The organism is Flavobacterium sp. 3HN19-14 (genome assembly GCF_051373205.1).
In the GTDB taxonomy this organism is placed as follows: Bacteria; Bacteroidota; Bacteroidia; order Flavobacteriales; family Flavobacteriaceae; genus Flavobacterium.
In genome coordinates this window covers 3,509,098-3,532,802 of sequence record NZ_JBPPZT010000001.1, presented here as the reverse complement: position 1 = coordinate 3,532,802, position 23,705 = coordinate 3,509,098, and the positions used below count along the sequence as shown (strand labels likewise).

Sequence of the window (23,705 nt, the reverse complement as noted above, 5' to 3'; positions counted from 1 at the left end):
ATCCGCAACAGCGTGAATATTACTGTTAAAGAAACTTGTACAGGTTTGATTTAGCCGTATCTTTGCCGCTTTTTAAATCAAATTTCGAATCGTAAAATATGATTACAGTTAACGACATATCCGTTCAATTTGGCGGCACAACACTTTTCAGCGACGTTTCTTTTGCCATCAATGAAAATGACAAAATCGCGCTTATGGGCAAAAATGGCGCCGGAAAATCGACGCTTCTGAAGATTATTGCAGGCGAAAGCAAACCTTCTACGGGCAATATTTCTGCACCAAAAGAAGCTGTCATCGCTTATTTGCCGCAGCATTTACTGACCCAGGATGGCGCAACTGTGATGGAAGAAGCATCGAAAGCATTCGGCGAAATATTTAAGATGAAAGCCGAAATCGACGAAATCAATGAGCAATTGACGATTCGCACCGATTATGAAAGCGATGATTATATGAAATTAATCGAGCGCGTTTCTGACCTGAGCGAGAAATTTTATGCGATTGAGGAAATCAATTACGAAGCGGAAGTTGAAAAGATATTAACCGGACTCGGATTCGAAATGACCGATTTCACGCGTCAAACGGCTGAATTTTCGGGCGGTTGGAGAATGCGCATCGAACTCGCGAAAATCCTTTTGAAAAAACCCGATCTGATCCTGCTCGATGAGCCGACCAACCACATGGACATCGAAAGTATCCAATGGCTGGAGGACTTTTTGATCAATTCTGCGAAAGCGGTTGTAGTCATTTCCCACGACCGTGCCTTCGTTGATAACATTACGAATCGTACGATTGAAGTGACGATGGGCCGCATCTACGATTATAAAGCAAAATATTCCCATTACCTCGAATTGCGTAAAGACCGCCGCATTCACCAGCAAAAAGCGTATGACGAGCAACAGAAAATGATTGCTGAGAATATGGAATTCATCGAGCGTTTTCGTGGTACTTTTTCCAAAACATTATCGGTTCAGTCGCGCGTGAAAATGCTTGAAAAGATTGTTCCTGTAGAAATTGACGAAATTGATACATCGGCATTGAAATTGAAATTCCCACCTTCGGTACGTTCAGGACAATATCCTGTAATCGTAAAGGATCTGGAGAAATCTTACGGGGATCATTTGATTTTTAAAGACGCAAATATTGTCATCGAACGTGGTGATAAAGTGGCTTTTGTCGGGAAAAATGGCGAAGGAAAATCGACGATGATCAAGGCCATCATGAAAGAAATCGAAATCAATGGCGGAAGCGTAGAAATCGGTCACAATTCCCAAATTGGTTATTTCGCCCAAAACCAGGCATCACTTTTAGATGAAAACGGAACAATATTCTCAACTGTTGATGACATTGCGGTTGGAGAAGTACGCACGAAAATCAAAGACATTTTAGGCGCTTTTATGTTTCATGGCGATGACATTACGAAAAAAGTAAAAGTACTTTCAGGCGGTGAAAAAACGCGTCTGGCGATGATAAAATTGTTGTTGGAGCCTGTGAATTTGCTGATTCTCGATGAGCCTTCGAATCACCTCGATATGAAAACGAAAGACATCATTAAAGATGCACTTCGCGATTTCGACGGCACATTGATTCTTGTTTCGCACGACCGTGATTTCCTTGACGGATTGGCTACAAAAGTCTTCGAATTTGGCAACAAACGCGTAAAGGAACATTTTGAAGACATTAAAGGATTTTTGGCACACAAGAAAATGGAAAGCCTTCGGGAAATTGAAAAATGATTAGAAAATTAGAAAATTAGAAAATTAGAAAATTAGAAAATTAATTATCTCATTTTCTAATTTTCTAATTAACTCATTTACAAACGTGCCAGTAACTTCGCGCTGTCGACCAATCGCACAAATTCTGCTTTGTAACCTTCGCCGTCATTCGATAATCCTGATTTTGCGAGGTCTTTAATATCCCGGACAGATTTGTTTTTGATGAGCTTCGAATCGCGTAATTTGAGTCCGAACCACGCAACCGCAGCACTAAACCTGAAGTCATCCGAAGTCGTTGCCAAAGTCGCCGCTTTATCCTCAATCACTTTCACCATTTCAATGCTTTTATCGCCGTCAGGTTTTTTGTAGCGGAATTTGATTGTCGCTAGTTCCGCGTTATAATTATTCGGAACAGCTTCGGTTTTGGTGTATTTCAATTCCGAAGTTTCGTTGTAAAAGTCGCTTTTCACGCCGATCGGAACGATTTCATATAAAGCTGTAACCGTATGTCCGCTTCCCAATTCACCTGCGTCAATCGCGTCATTGGTGAAATCTTCGGCACGCAGTTTTCTATTTTCATAACCAATTAAACGATAAGCCTGAACGTGATTCGGATTGAATTCAATCTGGATTTTCACATCTTTCGCAATCGCAAACATCGAGCCCTTGAATTCTTTCGAAAGAAAACGATTCGCTTCCTGAATGTTATCGATGTATGCGTAATTTCCGTTGCCTTTGTCAGCCAGGATTTCCATTTTGTTGTCTTTGTAATTGCCCATTCCATAGCCAAGGCAAGTGAGGAATACGCCTGATTTCCTTTTTTCTTCCACCAAAACCTGCATGTCATAATCGGAAGAAGCGCCAACATTGAAATCGCCGTCAGTTGCGAGGATTACGCGGTTGTTACCGCCATCTACGAAATTTTCCTGCGCCAGTTTGTAAGCCAATTGGATTCCGGCACCGCCGGCAGTGCTTCCGCCAGATTGTAATTTTTCAAGCGCGTCGGTGATGGTTTGCTTTTCATCGCCTGAAGTAGGAGGAAGAGCAGATTCCGGCAGCTCCGGCATACACTACAATTGTCACTTTGTCTTTTTTGCGGAGTTCATTCACGAGGATTTTCAAAGATTCTTTCAGCAAAGGCAGTTTGTTCTGGTCGGCCATCGAACCCGAAACGTCAATCAGGAAAACCAAATTCGAAGCCGGAAGATTTTCGCTGTCGATGTCTTTTCCGTGAAGGCCGATGCGGACTAGTTTATTATTGGCATTCCACGGACATTCGCTGTATTCCGTATTAATCGAAAACGGGTCATTTCCGGTTGGCTGCGGATATTTGTATTTGAAGAAATTGACCATTTCCTCTACACGAACCGCATCTTTCGGCACACTTTGCCCGTTGTTGATGAATCGTCTGATGTTGGTGTAAGAAGCGTTGTCGACATCAATTGAAAATGTGGAAAGCGGTGTGTTTTTCGGACTTTCGAATGCATTTTCGATGAAGGAACCGTAGTCTTCATCTAACGGTTCTGCAGGAGTTGTCACAGGTAAAGGCTTTTTACTGATAGTTGAAATCATCACCACACCGTTCGAACCGCTGCTACCATAAATTGCGGTGGCACTTGCGTCTTTCAATACTGTCATAGATTGAATATCGCTTGAATTTATCTTCGAGATATCGCCGTAATAAGGTACTCCATCCACAACATATAGAGGATTTCTATTGCCGTTTATTGAACCAAAACCACGAATGCGAATTGTAGCATCAGTACCTGGATTACCGGAAGTCGTTATGATATTAGCCCCGGCTACTTTGCCTTTTAACTTATTAGTAATATTGGAATATACTTTCTCCTGTACGTTAGGCATACTAACTTTGGCAGCTGTTCCTACATAAGCTTCTTTTGTAGTAGTACCGTAACCAACAACCACGACTTCATCGAGCGTCTGATTGTCATCTTCGAGCGTAACATTAATAACATTTGATTTCCCTACCGTTACTTTTTTTGTTTTGAAACCGAGAAAACTGAATTCTAGAACATTGCCTTCAGTAACAACGATGGAATATTTTCCTTCCAGATTGGTAACTGCTGAGACAATTGTTCCTTTGACAGTGACTGTGGTACCAGGGAGTGCTGATTTTTGATTGTCGGTAACCATTCCGGTAACCGTTTTCTGAGCGTTATTCTGCCCAAAAGCCACGAAACAAATAAGCATAGCAATGGCTGATGAAAACTTTTTGAGATTTTTCATGATTTGTGATTTAAGATGTTAGACTAATTTATTTGCCTTTTACAGCGGCGGGTTTTTTGTTTTTTGTGGTGATGATGACGACGCCTTTTTCTCCTTTTTTGCCATAAGCGGAGGTAGCTTCGTCACCCTTGAGGACTTTCACGGTTTCGATTTCTTGCTGGTCTAGCGGAGTGTACGGACTGGTCGGATTGGCGCCGAAAAGTTCTTCTTCTGAATAATATTTGCCGTCGATGATATACAACGGTTCTTTCAGTACTTCGATAGATTCAATATCATCGGGATCGAGTTTTGATAATTCAGACTTGGCTGCTTTTCCTCGGTTTTTATCGGCTGCCTCACCGTTGATGACATACAACGGATTGTTATTTTTCTGCACAGCTTCTGCCTGCGGTTTTTTATAATAAACAGGATTGGCGTCTTTCCTATCTTTATCGTCATACAACCCGTCGTTATCGGCACTTTTGGCTTCGTATATTTTGCCCTTCCGCCAGGTTAGAGGCTCAGTTTTTGAGGATGCCATATTGTAAAAGGCTTCTTTTTTCTTTGTCCGTCTTCCTCTTTTTCTTTCATTTCAACGAAGCCGGGATTTCCTGCAGGTGCTGCCATTTCAATCGCCTCATCGGCAACAGCGACAGGTTGTGGCGCAGCAATCTGGCGTTGCAGTATTTGATTGGCGTTTTTTTTAATTTCAGGATTGGCAGGTGCTGAAGCATTTTGTTGGATTTCGATCTTAGTATCGGGTTTACCTGGCGATTGCGGTGCAACGGTAACTTCGGTAGATTTTTCGATTTTATTTTCTTTGAAATCCTGTTGCGGTTTGAGCAATTGATAGCCCAATGAAGCTACGAGTAATATAGATGCGGCGACTGCAATTTTCTTCCAACGGCTGTTTTGTTTTTCAAGGACTTTGGCATCGAGTTTGTCCTCAACGCGCGACCAGACCTTGTCCATCGCAGGAAAAGGCTGCTCTTCGGCTTTCCTCGAAGCATCTTTGATTTGTTCGTAAATTTTATCGTGATTTTCCATTATTTCGCTTTTTGATAATAAAGATTGTTGACTAAATCTTTGAGTTTGGTTTTGGCGGCATTCAATTGTGATTTCGATGTGCCTTCGGAAATGTGCAGCATTTCAGCAATTTCCTTATGTCCGTAACCTTCGATGACAAACAAATTGAAGACGGTCTGGCAGCCATCCGGAAGCTGCGCTGAGCAATTTGAGCAAATCTTCTTCCTCCAGATCCGTCACTTCGGCTGTAACCGGTTGCGCGATGGTTTTCACATCATCCAGATACATATTGAAGTTGACATTTTTCTTGATGGTATACAAGCATTGGTTAACTGTTATGCGGCGCGCCCATGCTTCAAAAGCCTTGATTTCCTTAAGCTGGTCGAGTTTGGTGAGAATCGTATAGAACGCATCTGCAAGTGCTTCTTCGATTTCTTCTTCTTCTTCAAATACCGTTTGCAGGTGCGGTACAATTTTGGCGCCATTTGCTCATAGAGTTGCCGCTGGGCATCCCTTTGCATTTTTTTACAGGCCAATATTAAATTTTCGTCTATCACAATTGGTGTCTTTATTACTAAAGAGAAGGATTTACTGGAAAAGGTTGGGAAGCAATCGAAATTAATTCGAAATAATCAATAACTGCAACAGCATCAGTACAAAAATAAACAGAAAAGGCGTAAGAATTACTTACGCCATTATCAGTGAAATTGTGAATTCAAGAAATTATTCCTTCAAAACCATGTCAATGCACATCACCGCCGCCATGATCAATTGTCTCACACGGTCATCCGGAGCAACGGTTTCCTGGATTTGCAGCATATAATTATCGGCAGAAGTAAAAAGCTCTTTCCCGATTCCAGCCCATTTTTTAGAAACACGCGCGATTTCAGTATCATTTTTCATGAATTTGAAATCCCAGCTCGTCCATTTGCCCTGAAGTGTGCAAATCAGATTGTCGTTATTGTCGTAAATCTGGAATTTCCCGCCGATGGAAAAGAATTTCTGCTTGAATGTCCCGACGAGTTTTTCATGTTCGTCAAAAACTTCAACGTCTGAGCGAAAGAAAGTAATACCGCGTTTGATGCTTAATACCGGTCGGTTTTCCGGCGTTGCAATCACCACATGAAAAGGCGTCATGCGTTTATAATCCGAAAAACGAAACATTTTTGTGAAAAATCCGAGATTCGGTTCACGGCTGATCAGTATGATTTTATTGTTTTCCGGATCGTAAATGTCGTAGTTGTTCGACGCTCTGAGCATGCCGATATGTTCCTTTACAAAAAACATGTTTTTGTTTAAAAGTGCATTCATTGGTTGGGTTAGATTGGATTAATAAAGACGCAAAATACAATTTTAATTGTCAATCGTCAATTTATAAATCTCTGATTCCTGCTTGCCGCTGTCGTTGTCTTCGCAAATGAGGAAAATCATCTTGCCGTTTTCATTTTTGTAGAAAGTGATGCCTTCAAATTTATGTTTGTCAGAAATCATTTCGGTTAATTGCAACGTCATGGTTTTGGCATCAATGACTCCGAAATAACTGCCAAGCACTTCACCGTCAAGATAAGTGGATGTGGTGTTTTCGGCTGCAGCCAGGAAATAAATCTTGTCGTTTATAATCGTTGCGTCGGTAAAAGTCGCTTCAGTATCTTTGATTTTTGGAAGCGTAATCGGAAAAAATGGCACTTCGTCTTTTTCATCATCGACCACAAAAATCCCATTTTTTGAAAGCGTCCCGTTGCCGCGCTGCATCAGGTACAAAGCATTGCTGTAAAAGAATGCACCTTCAATATTGAAATCTTCGGCTGATATACCTGATTTTTCCTTTAAATAAGCATACAATCCCTGCAGGTCTTTCACGGAAAGATTTTTGGTATTAAGGTCGTAACCTAGTAACTGGTTTCGTTTTTCGGTACTTCCCGAACCCAAAATATATAACGAATTGCCTTTTACCGTAATCGATTCGAAATCGGGTTTTTCGCTTTTGGCGATATTTTCGGCACTTTCGGGAAACAGCCTGATTTTATGCAATTCTTTTTCGGCGATATGGTATTCGTATAAAAAATTACTGCTGTCGGAAATCAGGAACAGCGAATTGTCTTTATAAAACAATCCGGATGCCGAGCCGATGCCGATGATATGAAACAACAGTTCAATCTTGAATTTTTGCATGGAAGTCGATTTAATTTTTCAGGGAGCAGTTCAAAAATACTATATTTACGTAGATAATCAATTATATGAAAGCAATCAATCCCGATGATTTCAGGATTTCAGAACCTGTAAAACTCTCAAAACTGCCAACGCATCTTAAAACGAATGCCGATGATGATGAAAAGGAAGACGAGCTTTGCAAACTGCGCGACAAGCTAAGCGACCTTCAGGATGTGATGTATGCGCACAACCGTTACAGTGTATTGGTTTGCCTGCAAGGCATGGATACTTCGGGAAAAGACAGCCTGATTCGTGAGGTTTTTAAGGAAATCAATTCGCGTGGCGTAGAAGTGAATAGTTTCAAGCAGCCCAATTCAAGTGAATTACAGCACGATTATTTATGGCGCCACATCATTAAACTTCCGGAGAAAGGAAAAATTGGTGTTTTTAACCGCACGCATTATGAAAACGTATTGGTTTCGCGCGTTCATCCGGAATATGTGCTCAATGAAAGATTACCCGGAATTGAAACTGTCGATGACATCAAACCCAATTTCTGGAAAAAACGTTTCAGGCAAATCAATAATTTCGAAAAACAACTCGTTCAGAACGGAACGATTATCCTGAAGTTTTATCTCCACTTGAGCAAAGAAGAACAGAAAAGCCGTCTCTTACGAAGATTAGAAGAAGAAAAACACAACTGGAAATTTTCGCCTGCCGATTTAAAAGAACGCGAGCACTGGGAAGAGTATATGCAATATTACGATGAAGCCATCAACGCGACTTCGAATAAAAAAGCGCCGTGGTTTGTCATTCCTGCCGATGATAAAGACATGGCAAGGTATATCGTAGCGAAAATCATCTGGGAGGAATTGTCGCAATATAAAGACATCCAATTGCCTGAACTGGATGATGAGGTCAAGGAAAACGTCGGGAAATATATTAAGAAACTGGAAAAGGAGTAGAGACAGCTTCGCTGAAAGACCGCTTCGCTGAAAGACCGCTTCGCTGAAAGACCGCTTCGCTGAAAGACCGCTTCGCTGAAGACCGCTTCGCTGAAAGACCGCTTCGCTGAAAGACCGCTTCGCTGAAAGACCGCTTCGCTGAAAGACCGCTTCGCTGAAAGATACAAGACTTTGGTTTTGTCTTTCAGCGAAGCGGTCTTGTATCTAACAGCGAAGTGGTCTATTTTCTAAAAAAAAAGCCCCGCGAACGGAGCTTCTTCAGTTGAGTGTATAGTGGTTTTCAATTATAGTCTGAATCCGTAAGCCAGACGCAATGCCAATTGTCCGACACCTTCGTCGCCGTTGGCTTTTACAAATTCTGTGTAATATTCGTATCTTAAACTAAGATCGAGGTTTTTGGATGCCCAACCGATTGACGGTGAAACCAACAATGAAGTGTCAGCTCCGCTTTTCGTTGGAATTGCAGCACCAACTTCTCCCATCAAATAAAATGAATCTTCGTAGATAAACCCTTTAAAACCAGCTTTTACCGGAATAATTCCGAAATCATCAAAACCTTCATCTACAAAGAAATGTGTATAACCTGTTGTTAAAGTAACCGAAGTTCTTTTCGATAAATCATATTGCAAACGCGCATCTAATCCTAAAGTCGGGCCAAATGAATCTTCAAATGCATAACCGCCGCTAAGTCCGAATCCTAATCTGAACCCCTGATCGTAATTTTGAGCCGCTTCCGGCAAAGTTGCCTGAGCGTTAACGTTGCTTCCAAACAATATGGCAAAAGCCAATACCATTAGTCCTTTAATTTTTGTTTTAGTTTCCATGATCTTTAATTTTAATTTGAGTTAATTTTTGTTAGTACATTTCTTTCAAAATGATATTACAAATATAGAAATGCCATATTCGGCGCGGGTTATACAATTTTCGGGAATTGTTATATAATTCTTGATTGCCTATAAATTCGTACATTTCTGAAACATTTTCGGTTTTGGATACTTACCTTTGCACCAAAATTGCAAGCCTTGAACTTATCCCGTTATACAAAAGAGTTTTCTTACAACCTGGAACTGGCATATCCGGTAATTCTCGGAATGCTCGGCCATACGATGATCCAAATCGTCGATAATATCATGGTGGGAAAATTAGGCACGACAGAACTCGCCGCCGTTTCGCTTGGCAACAGCATGATTTTCGTCGCAATGTCAATCGGAATTGGATTTTCTACTGCATTAACGCCGATTGTCGCTGAAGCTGATGCTGAAAATAATCCGGTGAAAATTCGTTCTGCGTTTCATCACGGACTCCTTTTATGCAGTATTCTCGGCGTTTCACTTTTTCTTCTGGTCGTTTTGGCGAAACCGCTGATGGCGCAATTGCACCAGCCTGATGAAGTGATTGCATTGGCTAAGCCATATTTGGATTGGGTCGCTTTTTCGCTCGTTCCGCTGATTGTTTACCAAGGTTACAAGCAATTTGCCGACGGACTTTCAATGACGAAATATTCGATGTATGCAATCGTAATGGCGAATGTCGTTCACGTAGTTATCAATTACTGCCTGATTTACGGATTTTGGTTTTTTCCGCGAATGGGAATCATCGGCGCCGGATTGGGAACTGTAATTTCACGTATCTTGATGGTGACTTTCATGCACATTATATTGTCGCGTCAGGAGAAACTGAAAGCTTACTTTAAAGATTTTAGTTTCGATGAAATTAAAAAAAGCACTGTCAGGAAAATTATTAGTCTCGGAATCCCTTCTGCCATGCAAATGCTTTTCGAAGTCGTACTTTTCACGGCTGCCATCTGGCTGTGCGGCAACATCGGGAAAACCAGCCAGGCCGCGAATCAGATTGCATTAAGCCTGGCGTCGATGACTTTTATGTTCGCAATGGGGCTCAGCATCACTGCGATGATCCGCGTAAGCAATCAAAGAACAATAATGGATTTCAAAAATCTGGTGACTGTGGCGCGTTCGATATTCCTGCTGGCAATTATCATAGAAATTATTTTTGCGTCACTTTTCCTGATCTTTTACGATTCGCTGCCCATTCTTTTTCTGAATCTTGAAAATACGCATGAGCATCTCGATAACACTGAAGTCATTGCCATCGCATCAAAATTGTTGCTGGTCGCGGCAGTTTTCCAGATTTCCGACGGAATACAAGTCGTGGTTTTGGGCGCTCTGCGCGGATTGCAGGACGTCAAAATCCCGATGTATATTACGTTCGTGGCTTATTGGGTAGTGGGCTTTCCGATTTCGTATTATTTGGGAGAATACACAGAATTGAAAGCAGTCGGCGTTTGGATCGGACTTTTAGCCGGTTTGACCGTTGCCGCTTTATTTTTGTATCTTCGCTTTCATTATTTGACAAAGAAACTTATTAAATATAACGGATGAATGACGGATTGATTACAGACATTCCGGATAAATCTACAATCTAAAATTACATGGACTTACCAAAATTCCTTCTTGGCGACAATACCGATTTTCCTGACGATATCTTCATCATCCACCTTGATTATCCAAGGTTTATCATTAACCTGAAAGACGATGAGGTAGAATTTATGGAAGAAGACGAAGACCTCGACGAAGCCGAACTCAATGCCGAAATGGAAAAATTAATTGAGCAGGCGAATGCGTTTTATGACCGCGAAATAGCGCGTTACGAGGAGTAAATTAATAAATTCTAAATCTTAAATCCCAAATTCCAAAAAGAAGACTTGGATTTTGGAATTTAAGATTTAGAATTTACGTCAGTAAAATATTTTTCAAGCAATATCTGAGCAGCTGCAAAAGGCGACAATTCGTTTTTTTGCACTGCTTTTTTATTTTCTTCAAGTAATTCTGCGATTTCGGAATGGTTGTAGAAACGGTTTTTTAATTGCTCATTAATAGTTTCCAGCATCCAATACTGGCTTTGTTCACTTCGTTTTTCAAAAAAGAAATGATTGTTTTTGGTCAATTCCAGATAATCGGAAATGGTTGTCCAGACATCGGCAATGCCTTCTTTCGTAATCGCGCTGCAAGTCGCAACTGTCGGCATCCAGCCTGAATTTTTCGCCGGAAATAAATGCAACGCCCGATTGAATTCTGTTTTCGCTAATCTTGCTCTTTTAATATTATCACCGTCGGCTTTGTTAATGACGATAGCATCTGCCATTTCCATAATCCCGCGTTTGATGCCTTGTAATTCGTCTCCGGCACCTGAAATTTTAAGCAGCAGAAAGAAATCGACCATGCTGTGCACCGCAGTCTCACTTTGACCAACACCAACAGTTTCAATGATTATGGTATCAAATCCTGCTGCTTCGCACAAAATGATGGTTTCCCGTGTTTTCCGTGCAACGCCGCCCAACGTTTCTCCTGAAGCTGACGGTCTTATATATGCATTTTCATCTTTGACAAGTTCTTCCATTCTGGTTTTATCTCCCAAAATACTGCCATGCGATATCGTGCTGCTCGGGTCAACTGCCAGAACTGCCACTTTTTTTCCGAGTGAAGTCAGGTATTTTCCAAAAGCTTCAATGAATGTACTCTTGCCAACACCGGGAACGCCCGTAATTCCTATGCGCGCCGATTTATCTGCATGAGGAAGGCAAGCAGCGATTATCGCATTCGCTTTTTCCAAATGTTTCGGATTGGTGCTTTCAATAAGCGTAATGGCGCGGCTTAATGCAGTTTTATTACCACTTAAAATCCCGTCAATCAACTCTTTTTCAGAAGGCTGTATTTTGCGAAATTCCATCACATGCTGCACCGATTTGACGTTCACGCTTTCAGGAGCAGCAACGCCTTCAATTTCATTCAATGCCGATTTGTTGTTTCTGGAAGCTTTCACAAAATAGTTTATACCGGTAAATTTAAATAAAAATGCCCGTCTGGCAATATTTCGCCAAACGGACATTTTTACAAACAAAGTTTTTTGAACCATTAAGAGATTAAGAAAATTAAGTTGCTTCTTAATGAAACTTAATGCCTAATGATTTAATTTTTAGTAAGCTGCCGTAAAACGTGCCTGATGGTGTTTCGGGTTTTCCGCTTCATCAGCAATCGCCACTGCCAGATCTTCAACGCTTAAAATGCTGCGGTTATCAGTGTCGAATACGGGATTTTCACTGCCCAAACGATATTTTCCGGTTCTTCCGGTAGTAATGCCCTGGTGCATTTCGAGCGCCGGACTAAAAAATGCCCAATCCAATTCTTTTTCTTCTCTTATATAGGTAAGATAATCACGCGCCGCAGATGCTGCCACAAAATACTCCTTCGGAAATTGCGGCGTGTCAACCGCTTGTAATCCCGGAGCAACGAACAAACTTCCGCCACCGCCAATCACGATATAACGTTTTACGCCCGATTTTTTGACTGCTTCCTGAACGGCTTTCGACCCTGCAAGAAAATCGTCATAAATATTCGGGTTGCTCCAGCCGGCGTTGTATGCGCTCACAACGACTTCATGTTCCGGAAAGAATTTCTGATAATTCGGAGACATTCGTCACATCCGCCTTTACCCAATTCACGCCGGGTTTCTTATCTGCTGAAGGATTCCTAGCAATAGCAGTAACGTCATGCCCGCGGTCTGCCAATTCGTTTAAGATAGCCGAGCCTACAAATCCTGTGGCTCCGATAAGTGCAATTTTCATGATATAAATGTTTAAGTAATAAAAAATGTTACAGTTTAAATTAAAAAAATCAGAACTGATCGGCAAAACTTTTAAGCGTCATCTGACTGAGTTCCGACGAGATTTTCTGATTGATATCCGCATACAGCGCATCAAGTTTTTTATTGATATTTTTCCCAATCGGGCAATCCGGATTCGGGTCGTTCTTCGCATAGCCAAGCGTCACAGTTTCAAAAGTCATTTTAAAAATTGCGTCAAGCGTAACAGATTCAGCTTTTTTGAAAAGCCTCGTTCCGCCATTTTTGCCTTCTTTGCTTTCCACCAAACCATTTTTCTTCAGGTTCACAATTTCCTTTCTGACCAATACCGGATGCAGGTTCATGCTCGATGCAATGAATTCCGACGACAAAAATTCGTCCGGAAATTTCGAAAGCAAAGTCAGGATGTGGATCGTAATGGCAAATTTCCCCGAAATCATACTGTAATAAAATATATTACAAATATACAACAAGTTTTCAATAATGAAATTATTTATTGATTTTTTTTTGAAGCTGTTTCCCGTTTTCCTCCCAAATCTTTTTGTTCTTGAAGAAAGAACAAAAAGGATTTTCCTTGTCAACCGGGGCTAGGGCAGTGGTGTGAATAACAACTAACATCATTATTTACGACTCAAAATTTTTCAAAGTCAAAATCCTCAATCCGGCATAAATCCCTAACCAATAAATAGTATTTTTGTAACACAAACTCATCTGCATGGAACATTTTGTTTTTTCTGAAGCAATCATTACCCAACTCGAAAGTATCGTCGGTTCTTCATACATTTTTCTCGATGAGGAAACCCGCAACCATTACGGCCACGATGAAACCGAAGATTATGTATTTCCGCCGGGCGTTTTGGTAAAACCCGCGAATGTTCAGGAAATTTCTGAAATCATGAAACTCGCCGGTCAATATAAAATTCCGGTTGTACCAATAGGGGGAAGAACAGGTCTGAGCGGCGGCGCACTCAGCATTCATCGCGGCCTTGGTATTTCAATGGAACGCCTCAATAAAATCCTCGAAATCGACGAAAAGAATCTTCAGGTAACTACAGAGCCAGCCGTAATTACACAAATCTTGCGCGAAGCGGTTGCAGAAAAAGGCCTTTTTTATCCTGTTGATCCAAGCAGTCAGGGCAGTTGCTGGATTGGCGGGAATGTAGCTGAGAATTCAGGTGGCGCACGTGCTGTAAAATATGGGGTTACCAAAGATTATGTGTTGAATCTCGAAGTCGTTTTACCAAATGGCGACATCATCCGAACGGGCGCTAATACACTCAAAAATTCCACAGGATATAATCTCACGCAATTGATGGTGGGCAGCGAAGGCACTCTGGGCATCATTACGAAAATCGTGTTGAAACTTTTACCGCAGCATACGCATAATGTATTGCTTCTGGTTCCGTTTTACAAAGCAGTTGAAGCCTGTCAGGCAGTATCAGCAATATTTCGCGCCGGAATCGTGCCAAGCGCTCTTGAATTCATGGAACGCGACGCCATCGACTGGGCAATAAAATACGTCGATGGCCTGAATGTCCAAGTAAAAGACGAAATCGAAGCGCACCTTTTAATTGAAGTCGACGGGAATTATCCTGAAATCCTTTTTTCCGAAGCCGAAAAAATTATGAACGTTCTTGAAGAATTCCACATTGACGAAGTTTTATTCGCCGATTCCGAAGACCAGAAAAATGCCATTTGGAAAATGCGCCGCAATGTCGCAGAAGCCGTGAAATCCAATTCTATATATAAAGAGGAAGATACTGTCGTGCCTCGCTATGAGTTGCCGGTGCTTTTGGCGGGTATCAAATCGATTGGCGAAAAATACGGATTCCGTTCTGTTTGCTACGGCCACGCCGGCGACGGAAATCTGCACGTCAATATCATCAAAGGCAGTATGACCGATGAAAGCTGGAAGCTGGAAGTCCCAAAAGGCATCCGCGAAATTTTCGAACTGACAGTTTCCTTAAAAGGAACCATCTCCGGTGAACACGGCATCGGTTTTGTCCAGAAAAACTACATGGACATTGCGTTTTCAAAGGCGCACCTGCAATTGATGAAAGACATCAAAAAGGTTTTTGACCCCAATAACATCCTCAATCCCGGTAAGATTTTTCCTGATATAATGTAAAATACGTAAAATGCCGTATTGTGACGTAGAAGCTGCCGCTATACTTTTACATCATTATTAACTAACAAAACATTTATCATGAAAAAAATTATTTTAGCGGCATTTTTAATTGCCGGGAGTTTCGCAACTCAAGCACAAACAAAATTCGGAGTTAAAGCCGGTGTAGATTTGGCAGCTTACAAGTATTCAACTACTGTAGCAGGTTTTACAGCAAGCGGTACAGAAAGCAACACAGGATTTTCCTTGGCGGTTTTGTATCGTTAGGTCTTTCAGATGCAATGGCATTACAACCGGAGGTTTTATATGTGTCTTTGCCGGATGATGCAAGCTACCTGAGCGTTCCTGTTTTTGTAAAATACACTTTTGCAGAAAAATTTAGCGCAATGGCTGGTTCGTTCATTCAATTATTTTCTGAATGCAGATGAAGACAAATTTAAAGTGAATGTTGATTTTGGTGCTGCTTATGCCATCACTGAAAACCTTGAAGGTAACGTGAAATATTCACTCGGTTTTGGAGATGTTGCTGTAAGCGGAATCTTTATCGGCGCAGGATACAAGTTTTAGTATTTGTTTTAGTTTTTGTAAAGAAAAAGCCATCAATTTTGATGGCTTTTTTGTTTAATCCCTTTTCGGACTGTTTTTCTTGTCGCGCTTTTCAGCTTTTTTTTCTTTTGCGGTTTTCAGCGGTTCTTTTTTAGCCGTTTTTTTCGCATCCATACCTTTTGACATAACTTAAATTTTAATGGGTTAATAAATTTTATAGGCCTAATTTATTCAGAATAGTATCGCTTAGGATGTTTCTGTACATTTCTCTTTGAGCGGGCGTATAATTGATGAATTTCCATTGGCCGCCAGTTGTGCTGTCAAAAATTCCAATCATCACCGCATCCATTTCTGCGTAAATCCCGGTTTTTTCTTTGTTTAATTTAACGCCTGAAAACAATTCATTGCCGCTCAATGCATTTACGACAACGTCGCGTTCTGCATCGGTACTGAAATTTTGTTTCATAAACATTGTCATCGCCGTTTTATAGCGGATAACGGAAATTTTTTTGCCTTCCATTTCCTGAATCGGGTCGAATTGAAACTTCGGATCAATTTTTTCGAGCGTTATTTTCATGTATTCATTATCGAAAGTCTGCTTCATGACAGTCTTAAGCTGTTCTGCGGGCATCGTTTCAAATAATTTCGGATAGGTGAAAGAAAATATCTTGTCATAATCCATCGCGAAAGTCGCCTGAAACATTTTATCTGTTTCTGATTTCAGGCTTTCCATCGTCTGGCTTTTCACCGAAAGTACGGCGATAAAAAGCAGCAACATTGTAAATTTGGTTTTCATAAAAATTTTTAGTTTATCCAAATATAAAAAAAATCCCAGCCATTTTGAATGACCGGGGATTTTATTAAAATATTTTTAACTGATTTCAGTAATGATTATTCGTTTACAATCACCCATTCGCCTGAAGATAAAAGACTTTCGGCTTTTTTGTATTTCATTGTTTCAGTCTTGCCGCTCATGACGTGTTTCACGGTAACATTGTCGTTACGGTTGATTTTCGGCATGTCGCGAACAATCGTTTCTGTTACCTGGCGTTGTTGTGTTTGCCCGGCTTCGCGCGATTGTGCGGCAGCTTCGTCACTGTTAAGGATTTCGTCTTTACTTGTAGTGTAATCTTCTTTCTGACGCACTTCCTTCGCTTCCTGGATTTTTTGCTGTTGTTGCGGCAAATCACCTTTGAAAAGGAATGAAACCACTTCTTTATTCACGCCATTGAGCATATTGCTGAACAAGTTGAACGCTTCGAATTTATAGATAAGCAAAGGATCTTTCTGCTCGTGAACCGCCAATTGCACCGATTGTTTCAATTCGTCCATTTTGCGCAAGTGCTTTTTCCAGGCTTCATCGACGATGGCTAAAGTGATGTTCTTTTCGAAATCGGCAACGAGTTGTCTTCCTTCAGAATCGTATGCTTTCTTCAAATCGGTTACGACGTTCAAGGTTTTGATGCCGTCTGTAAACGGAACGACGATTCTTTCGAATTGGTTGCCTTCGTTTTCATAAACACCTTTGATGATTGGCAGGGCTTCGCGCGCACTTCTTTCAGTCTTTTCAGTGTAATACTGAAGTGTGGCTTTGTAGACTTTTCCGGTCAGTTCCATTTCTGAAAGCTTGTTGAAATCGGCTTGTGAAACCGGAGAAGTGATTGAAAAATAACGAATCAATTCAAACTCGAAATTCTTGAAATCGCCTGTCGCTTTGTTGTTAGCAACGATGAGTTCGCAAGTGTCATACATCATATTGGCGATGTCAACTTTTAGCCTTTCACCATGCAAAGCGTGGCGTCTTCTTTTGTAAACGACTTCACGTTGGGCGTTCATTACGTCGTCGTATTCTAACAAACGTTTACGAACACCGAAGTTATTTTCCTCGACTTTTTTCTGTGCGCGCTCGATAGATTTGGTCATCATCGAATGTTGGATAACTTCACCTTCTTTGAGGCCGATTCTGTCCATAACTTTCGCAACCCTTTCAGAACCGAACAAACGCATCAGGTTATCTTCCAAAGAAACATAAAACTGCGAACTTCCCGGATCTCCCTGACGGCCTGCACGACCACGCAGCTGACGGTCAACACGACGGGAATCGTGGCGTTCTGTACCGATAATCGCCAATCCGCCTGCGGCTTTTACTTCCGAAGTCAGTTTGATATCCGTACCACGACCGGCCATGTTTGTTGCGATAGTTACAACGCCAGGTTTTCCGGCTTCTTCAACGATTTGCGCTTCCTGCTTGTGCATTTTCGCGTTCAAAACGTTGTGGGTTACGCCGCGCATTTTGAGCATTCGGCTTAATAATTCGGAGATTTCTACCGATGTCGTTCCAATCAGAACAGGTCTTCCTGAAGCAGAAAGTTGTGTCACATCTTCAATTACGGCGTTGAATTTCTCACGCACCGAACGGTAAATCAAATCTTCTTTATCTTTTCTGGCCATTCCTTTGTTGGTCGGAATTTCCACTACGTCTAATTTGTAAATTTCCAGAATTCACCCGCTTCTGTCACGGCAGTTCCCGTCATACCGGCGAGTTTGCTGTACATACGGAAATAATTCTGAAGTGTTACCGTTGCAAAAGTCTGCGTAGCGGCTTCAATTGTAACGTTTTCTTTGGCTTCAATCGCCTGGTGTAATCCGTCAGAATAACGGCGACCATCCATGATACGACCGGTTTGCTCGTCAACGATGAGGATTTTATTGTCCATGATTACGTATTCGACATCTTTTTCAAAAAGTGCGTAGGCTTTTAATAATTGTGTCAAAGTATGGATGCGCTCGCTTTTGATGCTGAAATCCTGGAATAATTTTTCCTTGGCTTCGGCTTCGGCGTCTTTGTCGAGATTTTGTTTTTCGATGGCGGCAATTTCTGTTCCGATATCAGGAAGAACGAAGAAATTGCTGTCTGTATCGCCGGAAAGGAATTTGATTCCGTTATCGGAAAGCTCTACCTGATTGTTTTTTTCTTCGATTACAAAATACAACGCTTCGTCAACTTTCGGCATTTCGCGGTTGTTGTCCTGCATGTATTGGTTTTCGGTTTTTTGAAGCAATTGCTTGATGCCCTCTTCACTTAAGAATTTGATCAAAGCTTTGTTTTTCGGCAAACTTCTGTAAGCTCTTAACAAGTTGAAACCGCCGTCTTTTGTATTGCCTTCTTTGATTAAACGTTTGGCTTCTGTCAAAAATCCGTTGGATAAAGCACGTTGCTGCGCTACAAGATTTTCGATTTTTGGTTTCAATTCATTGAATTCGTGACGGTCACCTTGAGGCACCGGACCTGAAATGATCAACGGCGTTCTCGCGTCGTCAATCAAAACCGAATCGACCTCGTCGACAATTGCAAAATTGTGTTTTCTTTGTACCAAATCAGCCGGCGAATGCGCCATGTTGTCCCTTAAATAATCGAAACCGAATTCGTTGTTGGTTCCGTAAGTGATGTCGGCTTCGTAAGCTTTTCTCCTTGCGTCAGAATTCGGCTGGTGGTTGTCGATGCAATCTACTGTGAGCCCATGGAATTCGAACAAAGGCGCTTTCCAGGTGCTGTCACGTTTCGCCAGATAATCATTCACAGTTACCAGGTGAACGCCGTTCCCCGTAAGGGCATTTAAATATAAAGGTAAGGTCGCGACCAACGTTTTTCCTTCACCCGTTTGCATTTCGGCGATTTTTCCTTCGTGCAAAACCATACCGCCAATGAGTTGCACATCATAATGGATCATGTCCCACGTAATGGCTTTTCCGGCAGCATTCCATTGGTTGGCCAAACGGAGTTGTCGCCTTCAAGCATGATATATTCTTTCGCCGCAGACAATTCGCGGTCTTTCGGCGTAGCAGTAACTGTAATCGAAGAATTTTCCTTGAATCTTTTCGCAGTTTCTTTTACGACTGCAAAAGCTTCCGGAAGGATTTCCATCAGGGTTTTTTCTGAGATTTCGTAAGCTTCTTTTTCAAGTGCATCGATCTGCACGTAAATGTCTTCGCGGCTGTCGATGTCTTCCACTTTTTCAACTTCCTCTTTCAGTTGGGCGATTTTGTTGTCTTTCTCGGCTCTTGCGGCAGCGATGCGCGCTTTGAAATCGGTAGTTTTCGCCCTTAATTCGTCGTGCGACAAAGCGGAATAAGTGCCTTCGAGCGCCTTGATTTTAGTGAGGTAAGGTTGCAAAGCCTTGACATCTTTCTGTGATTTATCTCCTACAAAGGCTTTAAGAATGCTATTTATGAAACTCATGGTTAATTGATTACTATTGATAAAATGTGTGCAAATTTAAGCAAAAAAAAAGCCTCATAATGAGACTTTTCAATTGAATTTATTTTTTTAATATTCATCCTCGTTCCAAAGATAATCTTCGTCTGTTGGATAGTCAGGCCAAATCTCTTCCATCGACTCATAAATTTCGCCTTCATCTTCTATGGATTGCAGATTTTCAACCACTTCAAGCGGTGCTCCTGCTCTGATGGCGTAGTCGATAAGTTCGTCTTTGGTTGCTGGCCACGGCGCATCACTTAAATAAGATGCTAATTCTAATGTCCAATACATCTTGTCGAATTTTTTAGTTTATGCAAAAATAAATTTTTTACTGAATAAGTCAAGTAAAAATCGTTTTATTTTAAAAAAGTTAAGAACGTAGCTGAAAGATTGCAGGTTCCAGGCCGCAGATTTCAGTGTTTATGGTGTCTGCAGACTGCTATCTGCCAACTCAATACTAATCACTGAACACTATTTTCTGGGTATCCACTTCACTTCCTCAGCGTTCAGGTCAAAAGTCAACTTTCGTGCCAAGACGAAAAGGTAGTCAGAAAGTCGGTTCAGGTACTTAATAGCGATGTCTGCAACGGGTTCGTTATGGCTCAAATGCACCGCCAAACGCTCTGCACGACGGCAAACGCAACGGGCAATATGACAATATGACACGGTGGTGTGGCCGCCCGGTAAGACAAAATTCGTCATCGGCGGTAAAGAAGATTCCATGGCATCTATTTCATTTTCAAGTAATTCGATGTCTGATTCTACGATTCCTAAATTTTGCAATCGCATTTCTCCGTTTTTCAGAACTTCTTTTTCTGGCGGCGTTGCCAAAATGGCGCCGATTGTAAATAAACGGTCTTGAATTTCAATTAAAATTTCTTTATAATGTTGATTCATTTCCTGATCACGAATCAATCCGATATAAGAATTGAGTTCGTCAACTGTGCCGTAACTTTCGATTCTGATATGATCTTTCGGGACGCGCGTTCCTCCGAAAAGTGCGGTGGTACCATTGTCGCCGGTTTTGGTGTAGACTTTCATAAATTAAATTAAGTTTTTCCGTTTGAAGTATAATCCGGTGATTTTATTTTGTGTGTCGACAGAAATCTTGACCGTAATTATTTCCTTTTCAAAAATGCCGTCGTAGACTGCGCGCGATCTTTTCGGATTTTCGTCATACTCCAACAATTGAAGTTGCTGTAAAATGCCGAGTTCTTTACCCTTGCGAAAAGGTCGAGAAAAAATTTTTTCGAACGTGCTCTTTTCATTTTAGGCGAAAAGGATTCGTAAATTGATTCGAAATCACCGGCGTTGAATTGCATGATAAAATTATCCGTCACTTGTTTATGGCTTTCGCTTTGCGCGGAAATGTTACAAACATTAACGAATAAAACGACCAAGCAAACGACAGTTTTCATAATGTGGAAGTTATTTGTTTTTCGTGTCGCTTTCAATGATGCCATCTCGCAAACGAATCACGCGGTGTGCATAAGAAGCGATTTCTTCTTCGTGCGTTACCAAAATAACGGTATTTCCGTTGGCGTGGATGTCTCCGAAAAGCTTCATGATTTCGACGGAAGTCTTACTGTCAAGATTTCCTGTAGGCTCATCCGCCAGAATGATCGACGGTTTGTTGACCAAAGCGCGCGCAATCGCAACCCGCTGTCGCTGTCCGCCTGAAAGCTGGTTTGGCTGGTGCGTCCATTCTGTCGCCGAGGTTCACTTGATTAAGCACTTCTTTGGCGCGTGTATTTCTTTCTGATTTAGAATAACCCGCATAAATCATCGGCAATGCTACGTTGTCAAGCGCCGTCGTTCTTGGTAAAAGATTGAATGTCTGGAACACAAATCCGATTTCTTTGTTGCGGATCTCGGCCAGTTCGTCGTCTTTCATCTGGCTGACATCTTTGTTATTCAATATATAATGTTCGGAAGTAGGCGTGTCGAGACAACCCAAAAGGTTCATCAAAGTTGATTTTCCGGAGCCTGAAGCTGCCCATCAATGCAACATATTCGCCTTTATTGATTTGGAGATCGATTCCTTTTAAGACATAAACGACTTCATTTCCGAGAATAAAATCGCGTTTGATGTTGGTAATATTGATCAGCGAACCTGCCATAATTTTAATTTGATATAAAAATAGCTATTTTTTGTTTTTAATATAGGTCAGTTAGCTTTAATATATGTTACATGATTACGTTATGATTTTACATAATTAGAATAATTATCAAAAAAATAGCACGAATATTAAATTATTCTTAATTTATTCAGATAAAACTTATTATTAATTAGCTAATATGTAAATTTGCTTATATAATTTAAATCAAAACCAACAGTTATGAAAAGCACAAAATTAATTTTAGGAATAGCGGTAATCGCATTAGGATTCACTTCTTGCAAGGACGAAAAACAAGAAGTCGCACAGAAAAGAGTTGATACTTACGTGGTATATGTTGATTCATTAGAAAACGTTTCTGACGCAAAAACCAATTGGGAAGCCATCGACGCAGCATATCAGGTAAGGGTAAGCGAAGCTGAAGCTGCTTTAGCAGACTTGAAAGACAAAACTGCGGCGCAGGAAAAACTCGATGCAAGTAAAGCAAAATATGATGCCCTGAAAGCAAAAGTAGTGGCTGAAATGGCCCAGGACAAAGCGCCTGCCGCAAACCCAAAACAAATCATCCGTGATGCTTATTTTGGAGCAGGAAAAGTGGGTGAAGACATGAACTTTTCATGGGTAAACAAAGACAATATTCTTCAGACTTACCAAAACTTCTACGACACCTTTGAAGCCAACAAAGACAATTACAGCCGTGAGGATTTCGACGAAATCAAAGCTTTGTATGAAGCACTTGATGCGCGTAAAAACACTGTAGAAAAAGAAGGTTTGACAGGCGAAGACAACAGAAAAATCGCTTCAATCAAAGTAAGGTTTGCTCCAAAATTCAAAATTGAAAGAATTGGCGCAAAAGCTTCAGAAAACAAAGACGCTAAAGAAGAAGCAAAATAAGATAATAATTGGTTAGTTATTAATTCAGGAAAGTGGTGGTCGTTACGATCGCCACTTTTTTTGTTCTCATTCATCACAAAGGCGCGAAGATACTAAGTTGTTAATCAATCAATCCGTATAATTTTCGAAGTCCTAAGACAGCATTCAGCCATTTTGAATCATTTGCCCTGATGACAAAATTTTCTTTTTGTTGTTCTTTCCTGAAAAATACAAATCCCCATTGAAATGTGTCAATTGTGACAGTCACTTTTGGATGCTTCTTGATAATTTCCCAAGCTTCTTCCATTGCTTTCGACCAATGAATATCGTCGAAAATCCAGACGGAATTATTCGTAGCAGTGTGTAAAAGCAGTTCAAAATAGGATAAAGTCGCTTCTTTCTGGTGATTGCCGTCGAAGTAAATCAGGTTCAAGGTTCTGGGTTCTGGGTTCAGGGATTTCAAATAACGTTCAAATTCAGTAATAACCGAGTTGACGTTGAAATTGTTTTTTTGAAATTGAAGTTGTGCAATTCCGGCAGTTTCCGGACAGCCTTCTAAGGTTGTAATTTCTGAAGAAATATTTCCAAGAGAAATCGCCGAAGTTGCCAATCCCAAAGAAGTGCCGATTTCCAAAACATTTTCAGGTTTAAAATAACGGACAACGCGAAACAGCAATTCCGCTCTTTTTACCGTAATTCCGGCAGTTTTGGCAATTTTTGCAATCGCTCTTTTATTCGATTTGAAAACTTTTGAACCCGCGCCGAAATCTTTCACCTCAATGAAATTCTTGTTTTCAAGTAACGATTTCCGATAGTTTTTCAGGATTGCATATTCAGGATATTTTGCTTTATCGTAAAAACATTTCGTCACCAGATCAAACACAAAAGGCGAATGCACGCCATGTGCGTTTTTGGAGTTCCAAAGGAATTTTAGGTATGATTTTATCTGAAAAAGCATTTTTTACCGCAAAGGGCGCAAAGGTTTACGCGAAGATACGAAGATTCAGGTTTGTTGAAGCAAACCAAAGCAAAGACAAAAATCTAAAA

Annotated in this window: 19 protein-coding genes and 5 pseudogenes; 8 read left to right on the top strand and 16 right to left on the bottom strand. The window is 41.0% G+C overall.

Translation table 11 applies throughout. The annotated features are described in order from the left end of the window. Positions 1 to 98: 98 nt before the first annotated feature. A complete protein-coding gene (locus ACSLFW_RS19115) occupies positions 99 to 1,733 on the top strand; it encodes an ABC-F family ATP-binding cassette domain-containing protein (RefSeq protein WP_436557076.1) in 1,635 nt (544 codons plus the stop codon). 77 nt (positions 1,734 to 1,810) lie between these two features. Here the strand turns inward: ACSLFW_RS19115 and ACSLFW_RS19110 are convergent. From ACSLFW_RS19110 to ACSLFW_RS19085, 6 genes and pseudogenes are all read right to left on the bottom strand, one after another. Continuing rightward, a pseudogene (locus tag ACSLFW_RS19110) lies at positions 1,811 to 3,959 on the bottom strand (YfbK domain-containing protein). Positions 3,960 to 3,987: 28 nt separating this feature from the next. Next, positions 3,988 to 4,479: a hypothetical protein gene (locus ACSLFW_RS19105; protein ID WP_436557075.1), complete on the bottom strand. Its 492-nt coding sequence runs from the start codon at positions 4,477 to 4,479 to the stop codon at positions 3,988 to 3,990. Next, positions 4,452 to 4,985, bottom strand: coding sequence for a hypothetical protein (locus tag ACSLFW_RS19100; RefSeq protein WP_436557074.1), 534 nt, complete (start codon positions 4,983 to 4,985; stop codon positions 4,452 to 4,454). Before ACSLFW_RS19100 ends, ACSLFW_RS19105 begins: the two co-directional genes overlap by 28 nt. Further along, a pseudogene (locus ACSLFW_RS19095) lies at positions 4,985 to 5,485 on the bottom strand (RNA polymerase sigma factor). The gene ACSLFW_RS19100 and the pseudogene ACSLFW_RS19095 overlap by 1 nt, the downstream one beginning before the upstream one ends. A 202-nt stretch (positions 5,486 to 5,687) precedes the next feature. Beyond that, positions 5,688 to 6,275: a phospholipid scramblase-related protein gene (locus tag ACSLFW_RS19090; RefSeq protein WP_436557073.1), complete on the bottom strand. Its 588-nt coding sequence runs from the start codon at positions 6,273 to 6,275 to the stop codon at positions 5,688 to 5,690. 42 nt (positions 6,276 to 6,317) lie between these two features. Further along, positions 6,318 to 7,136, bottom strand: coding sequence for a DUF6929 family protein (locus ACSLFW_RS19085; protein ID WP_436557072.1), 819 nt, complete (start codon positions 7,134 to 7,136; stop codon positions 6,318 to 6,320). A gap of 65 nt (positions 7,137 to 7,201) precedes the next feature. Between ACSLFW_RS19085 and ACSLFW_RS19080 the strand changes: the two genes are divergently transcribed. Next, a complete protein-coding gene (locus tag ACSLFW_RS19080; RefSeq protein WP_436557071.1) occupies positions 7,202 to 8,080 on the top strand; it encodes a PPK2 family polyphosphate kinase in 879 nt (292 codons plus the stop codon). Positions 8,081 to 8,364: 284 nt separating this feature from the next. On the opposite strand, the gene ACSLFW_RS19075 is transcribed toward ACSLFW_RS19080, so the two are convergent. Next, positions 8,365 to 8,904, bottom strand: coding sequence for a hypothetical protein (locus ACSLFW_RS19075; RefSeq protein WP_436557070.1), 540 nt, complete (start codon positions 8,902 to 8,904; stop codon positions 8,365 to 8,367). Positions 8,905 to 9,102: 198 nt separating this feature from the next. Between ACSLFW_RS19075 and ACSLFW_RS19070 the strand changes: the two genes are divergently transcribed. Both ACSLFW_RS19070 and ACSLFW_RS19065 read left to right on the top strand, forming a co-directional pair. After that, positions 9,103 to 10,479: an MATE family efflux transporter gene (locus tag ACSLFW_RS19070; protein WP_436557069.1), complete on the top strand. Its 1,377-nt coding sequence runs from the start codon at positions 9,103 to 9,105 to the stop codon at positions 10,477 to 10,479. Between the two features lie 50 nt (positions 10,480 to 10,529). Next, entirely contained in the window at positions 10,530 to 10,757 is a 228-nt protein-coding gene (locus ACSLFW_RS19065; protein ID WP_436557068.1) for a hypothetical protein, read from the top strand. Positions 10,758 to 10,816: 59 nt separating this feature from the next. Here ACSLFW_RS19065 and meaB read toward each other — a convergent pair whose 3' ends face one another. The 3 genes and pseudogenes from meaB to ACSLFW_RS19050 all read right to left on the bottom strand — a co-directional run bounded on the left by meaB (position 10,817) and on the right by ACSLFW_RS19050 (position 13,179). Continuing rightward, positions 10,817 to 11,920, bottom strand: coding sequence for a methylmalonyl Co-A mutase-associated GTPase MeaB (gene meaB / locus ACSLFW_RS19060; RefSeq protein WP_436557067.1), 1,104 nt, complete (start codon positions 11,918 to 11,920; stop codon positions 10,817 to 10,819). 153 nt (positions 11,921 to 12,073) lie between these two features. Continuing rightward, a pseudogene (locus tag ACSLFW_RS19055) lies at positions 12,074 to 12,722 on the bottom strand (NAD(P)-dependent oxidoreductase). 49 nt (positions 12,723 to 12,771) lie between these two features. Further along, positions 12,772 to 13,179 carry an Rrf2 family transcriptional regulator gene (locus tag ACSLFW_RS19050; RefSeq protein ID WP_436557066.1) on the bottom strand — a complete coding sequence of 136 codons (408 nt, stop codon included), beginning with the start codon at positions 13,177 to 13,179 and terminating at the stop codon, positions 12,772 to 12,774. A gap of 275 nt (positions 13,180 to 13,454) precedes the next feature. On the opposite strand from ACSLFW_RS19050, the gene ACSLFW_RS19045 reads away from it, so the two are divergent. The 3 genes from ACSLFW_RS19045 to ACSLFW_RS19035 all read left to right on the top strand — a co-directional run bounded on the left by ACSLFW_RS19045 (position 13,455) and on the right by ACSLFW_RS19035 (position 15,431). Further along, a complete protein-coding gene (locus ACSLFW_RS19045; RefSeq protein ID WP_436557065.1) occupies positions 13,455 to 14,867 on the top strand; it encodes an FAD-binding oxidoreductase in 1,413 nt (470 codons plus the stop codon). A gap of 78 nt (positions 14,868 to 14,945) precedes the next feature. Further along, entirely contained in the window at positions 14,946 to 15,131 is a 186-nt protein-coding gene (locus tag ACSLFW_RS19040; protein ID WP_436557064.1) for a hypothetical protein, read from the top strand. A gap of 99 nt (positions 15,132 to 15,230) precedes the next feature. Next, positions 15,231 to 15,431: a hypothetical protein gene (locus tag ACSLFW_RS19035; protein WP_436557063.1), complete on the top strand. Its 201-nt coding sequence runs from the start codon at positions 15,231 to 15,233 to the stop codon at positions 15,429 to 15,431. Positions 15,432 to 15,624: 193 nt separating this feature from the next. On the opposite strand, the gene ACSLFW_RS19030 is transcribed toward ACSLFW_RS19035, so the two are convergent. The 5 genes and pseudogenes from ACSLFW_RS19030 to ACSLFW_RS19010 form a co-directional block, all read right to left on the bottom strand. Continuing rightward, positions 15,625 to 16,206 carry a hypothetical protein gene (locus ACSLFW_RS19030; RefSeq protein ID WP_436557062.1) on the bottom strand — a complete coding sequence of 194 codons (582 nt, stop codon included), beginning with the start codon at positions 16,204 to 16,206 and terminating at the stop codon, positions 15,625 to 15,627. Between the two features lie 95 nt (positions 16,207 to 16,301). Next, positions 16,302 to 19,650 (bottom strand): annotated as a pseudogene (gene secA, locus ACSLFW_RS19025) (preprotein translocase subunit SecA). 87 nt (positions 19,651 to 19,737) lie between these two features. Beyond that, positions 19,738 to 19,959, bottom strand: a complete 222-nt coding sequence (locus ACSLFW_RS19020; RefSeq protein WP_022828503.1) for a DUF2795 domain-containing protein — start codon at positions 19,957 to 19,959, stop codon at positions 19,738 to 19,740. A gap of 180 nt (positions 19,960 to 20,139) precedes the next feature. Then, positions 20,140 to 20,709, bottom strand: a complete 570-nt coding sequence (locus tag ACSLFW_RS19015) for a cob(I)yrinic acid a,c-diamide adenosyltransferase (RefSeq protein ID WP_436557061.1) — start codon at positions 20,707 to 20,709, stop codon at positions 20,140 to 20,142. A gap of 387 nt (positions 20,710 to 21,096) precedes the next feature. After that, positions 21,097 to 21,788: pseudogene (locus ACSLFW_RS19010) on the bottom strand (ABC transporter ATP-binding protein). Between the two features lie 219 nt (positions 21,789 to 22,007). Between ACSLFW_RS19010 and ACSLFW_RS19005 the strand changes: the two are divergent. After that, positions 22,008 to 22,679, top strand: a complete 672-nt coding sequence (locus tag ACSLFW_RS19005) for a hypothetical protein (protein ID WP_436557060.1) — start codon at positions 22,008 to 22,010, stop codon at positions 22,677 to 22,679. Positions 22,680 to 22,779: 100 nt separating this feature from the next. Here ACSLFW_RS19005 and ACSLFW_RS19000 read toward each other — a convergent pair whose 3' ends face one another. Beyond that, the gene (locus ACSLFW_RS19000) at positions 22,780 to 23,616 is read right to left on the bottom strand and encodes an O-methyltransferase (RefSeq protein WP_436557059.1); all 837 of its coding nucleotides are present in this window, start codon (positions 23,614 to 23,616) and stop codon (positions 22,780 to 22,782) included. Between the last annotated feature and the right edge of the window lie 89 nt (positions 23,617 to 23,705).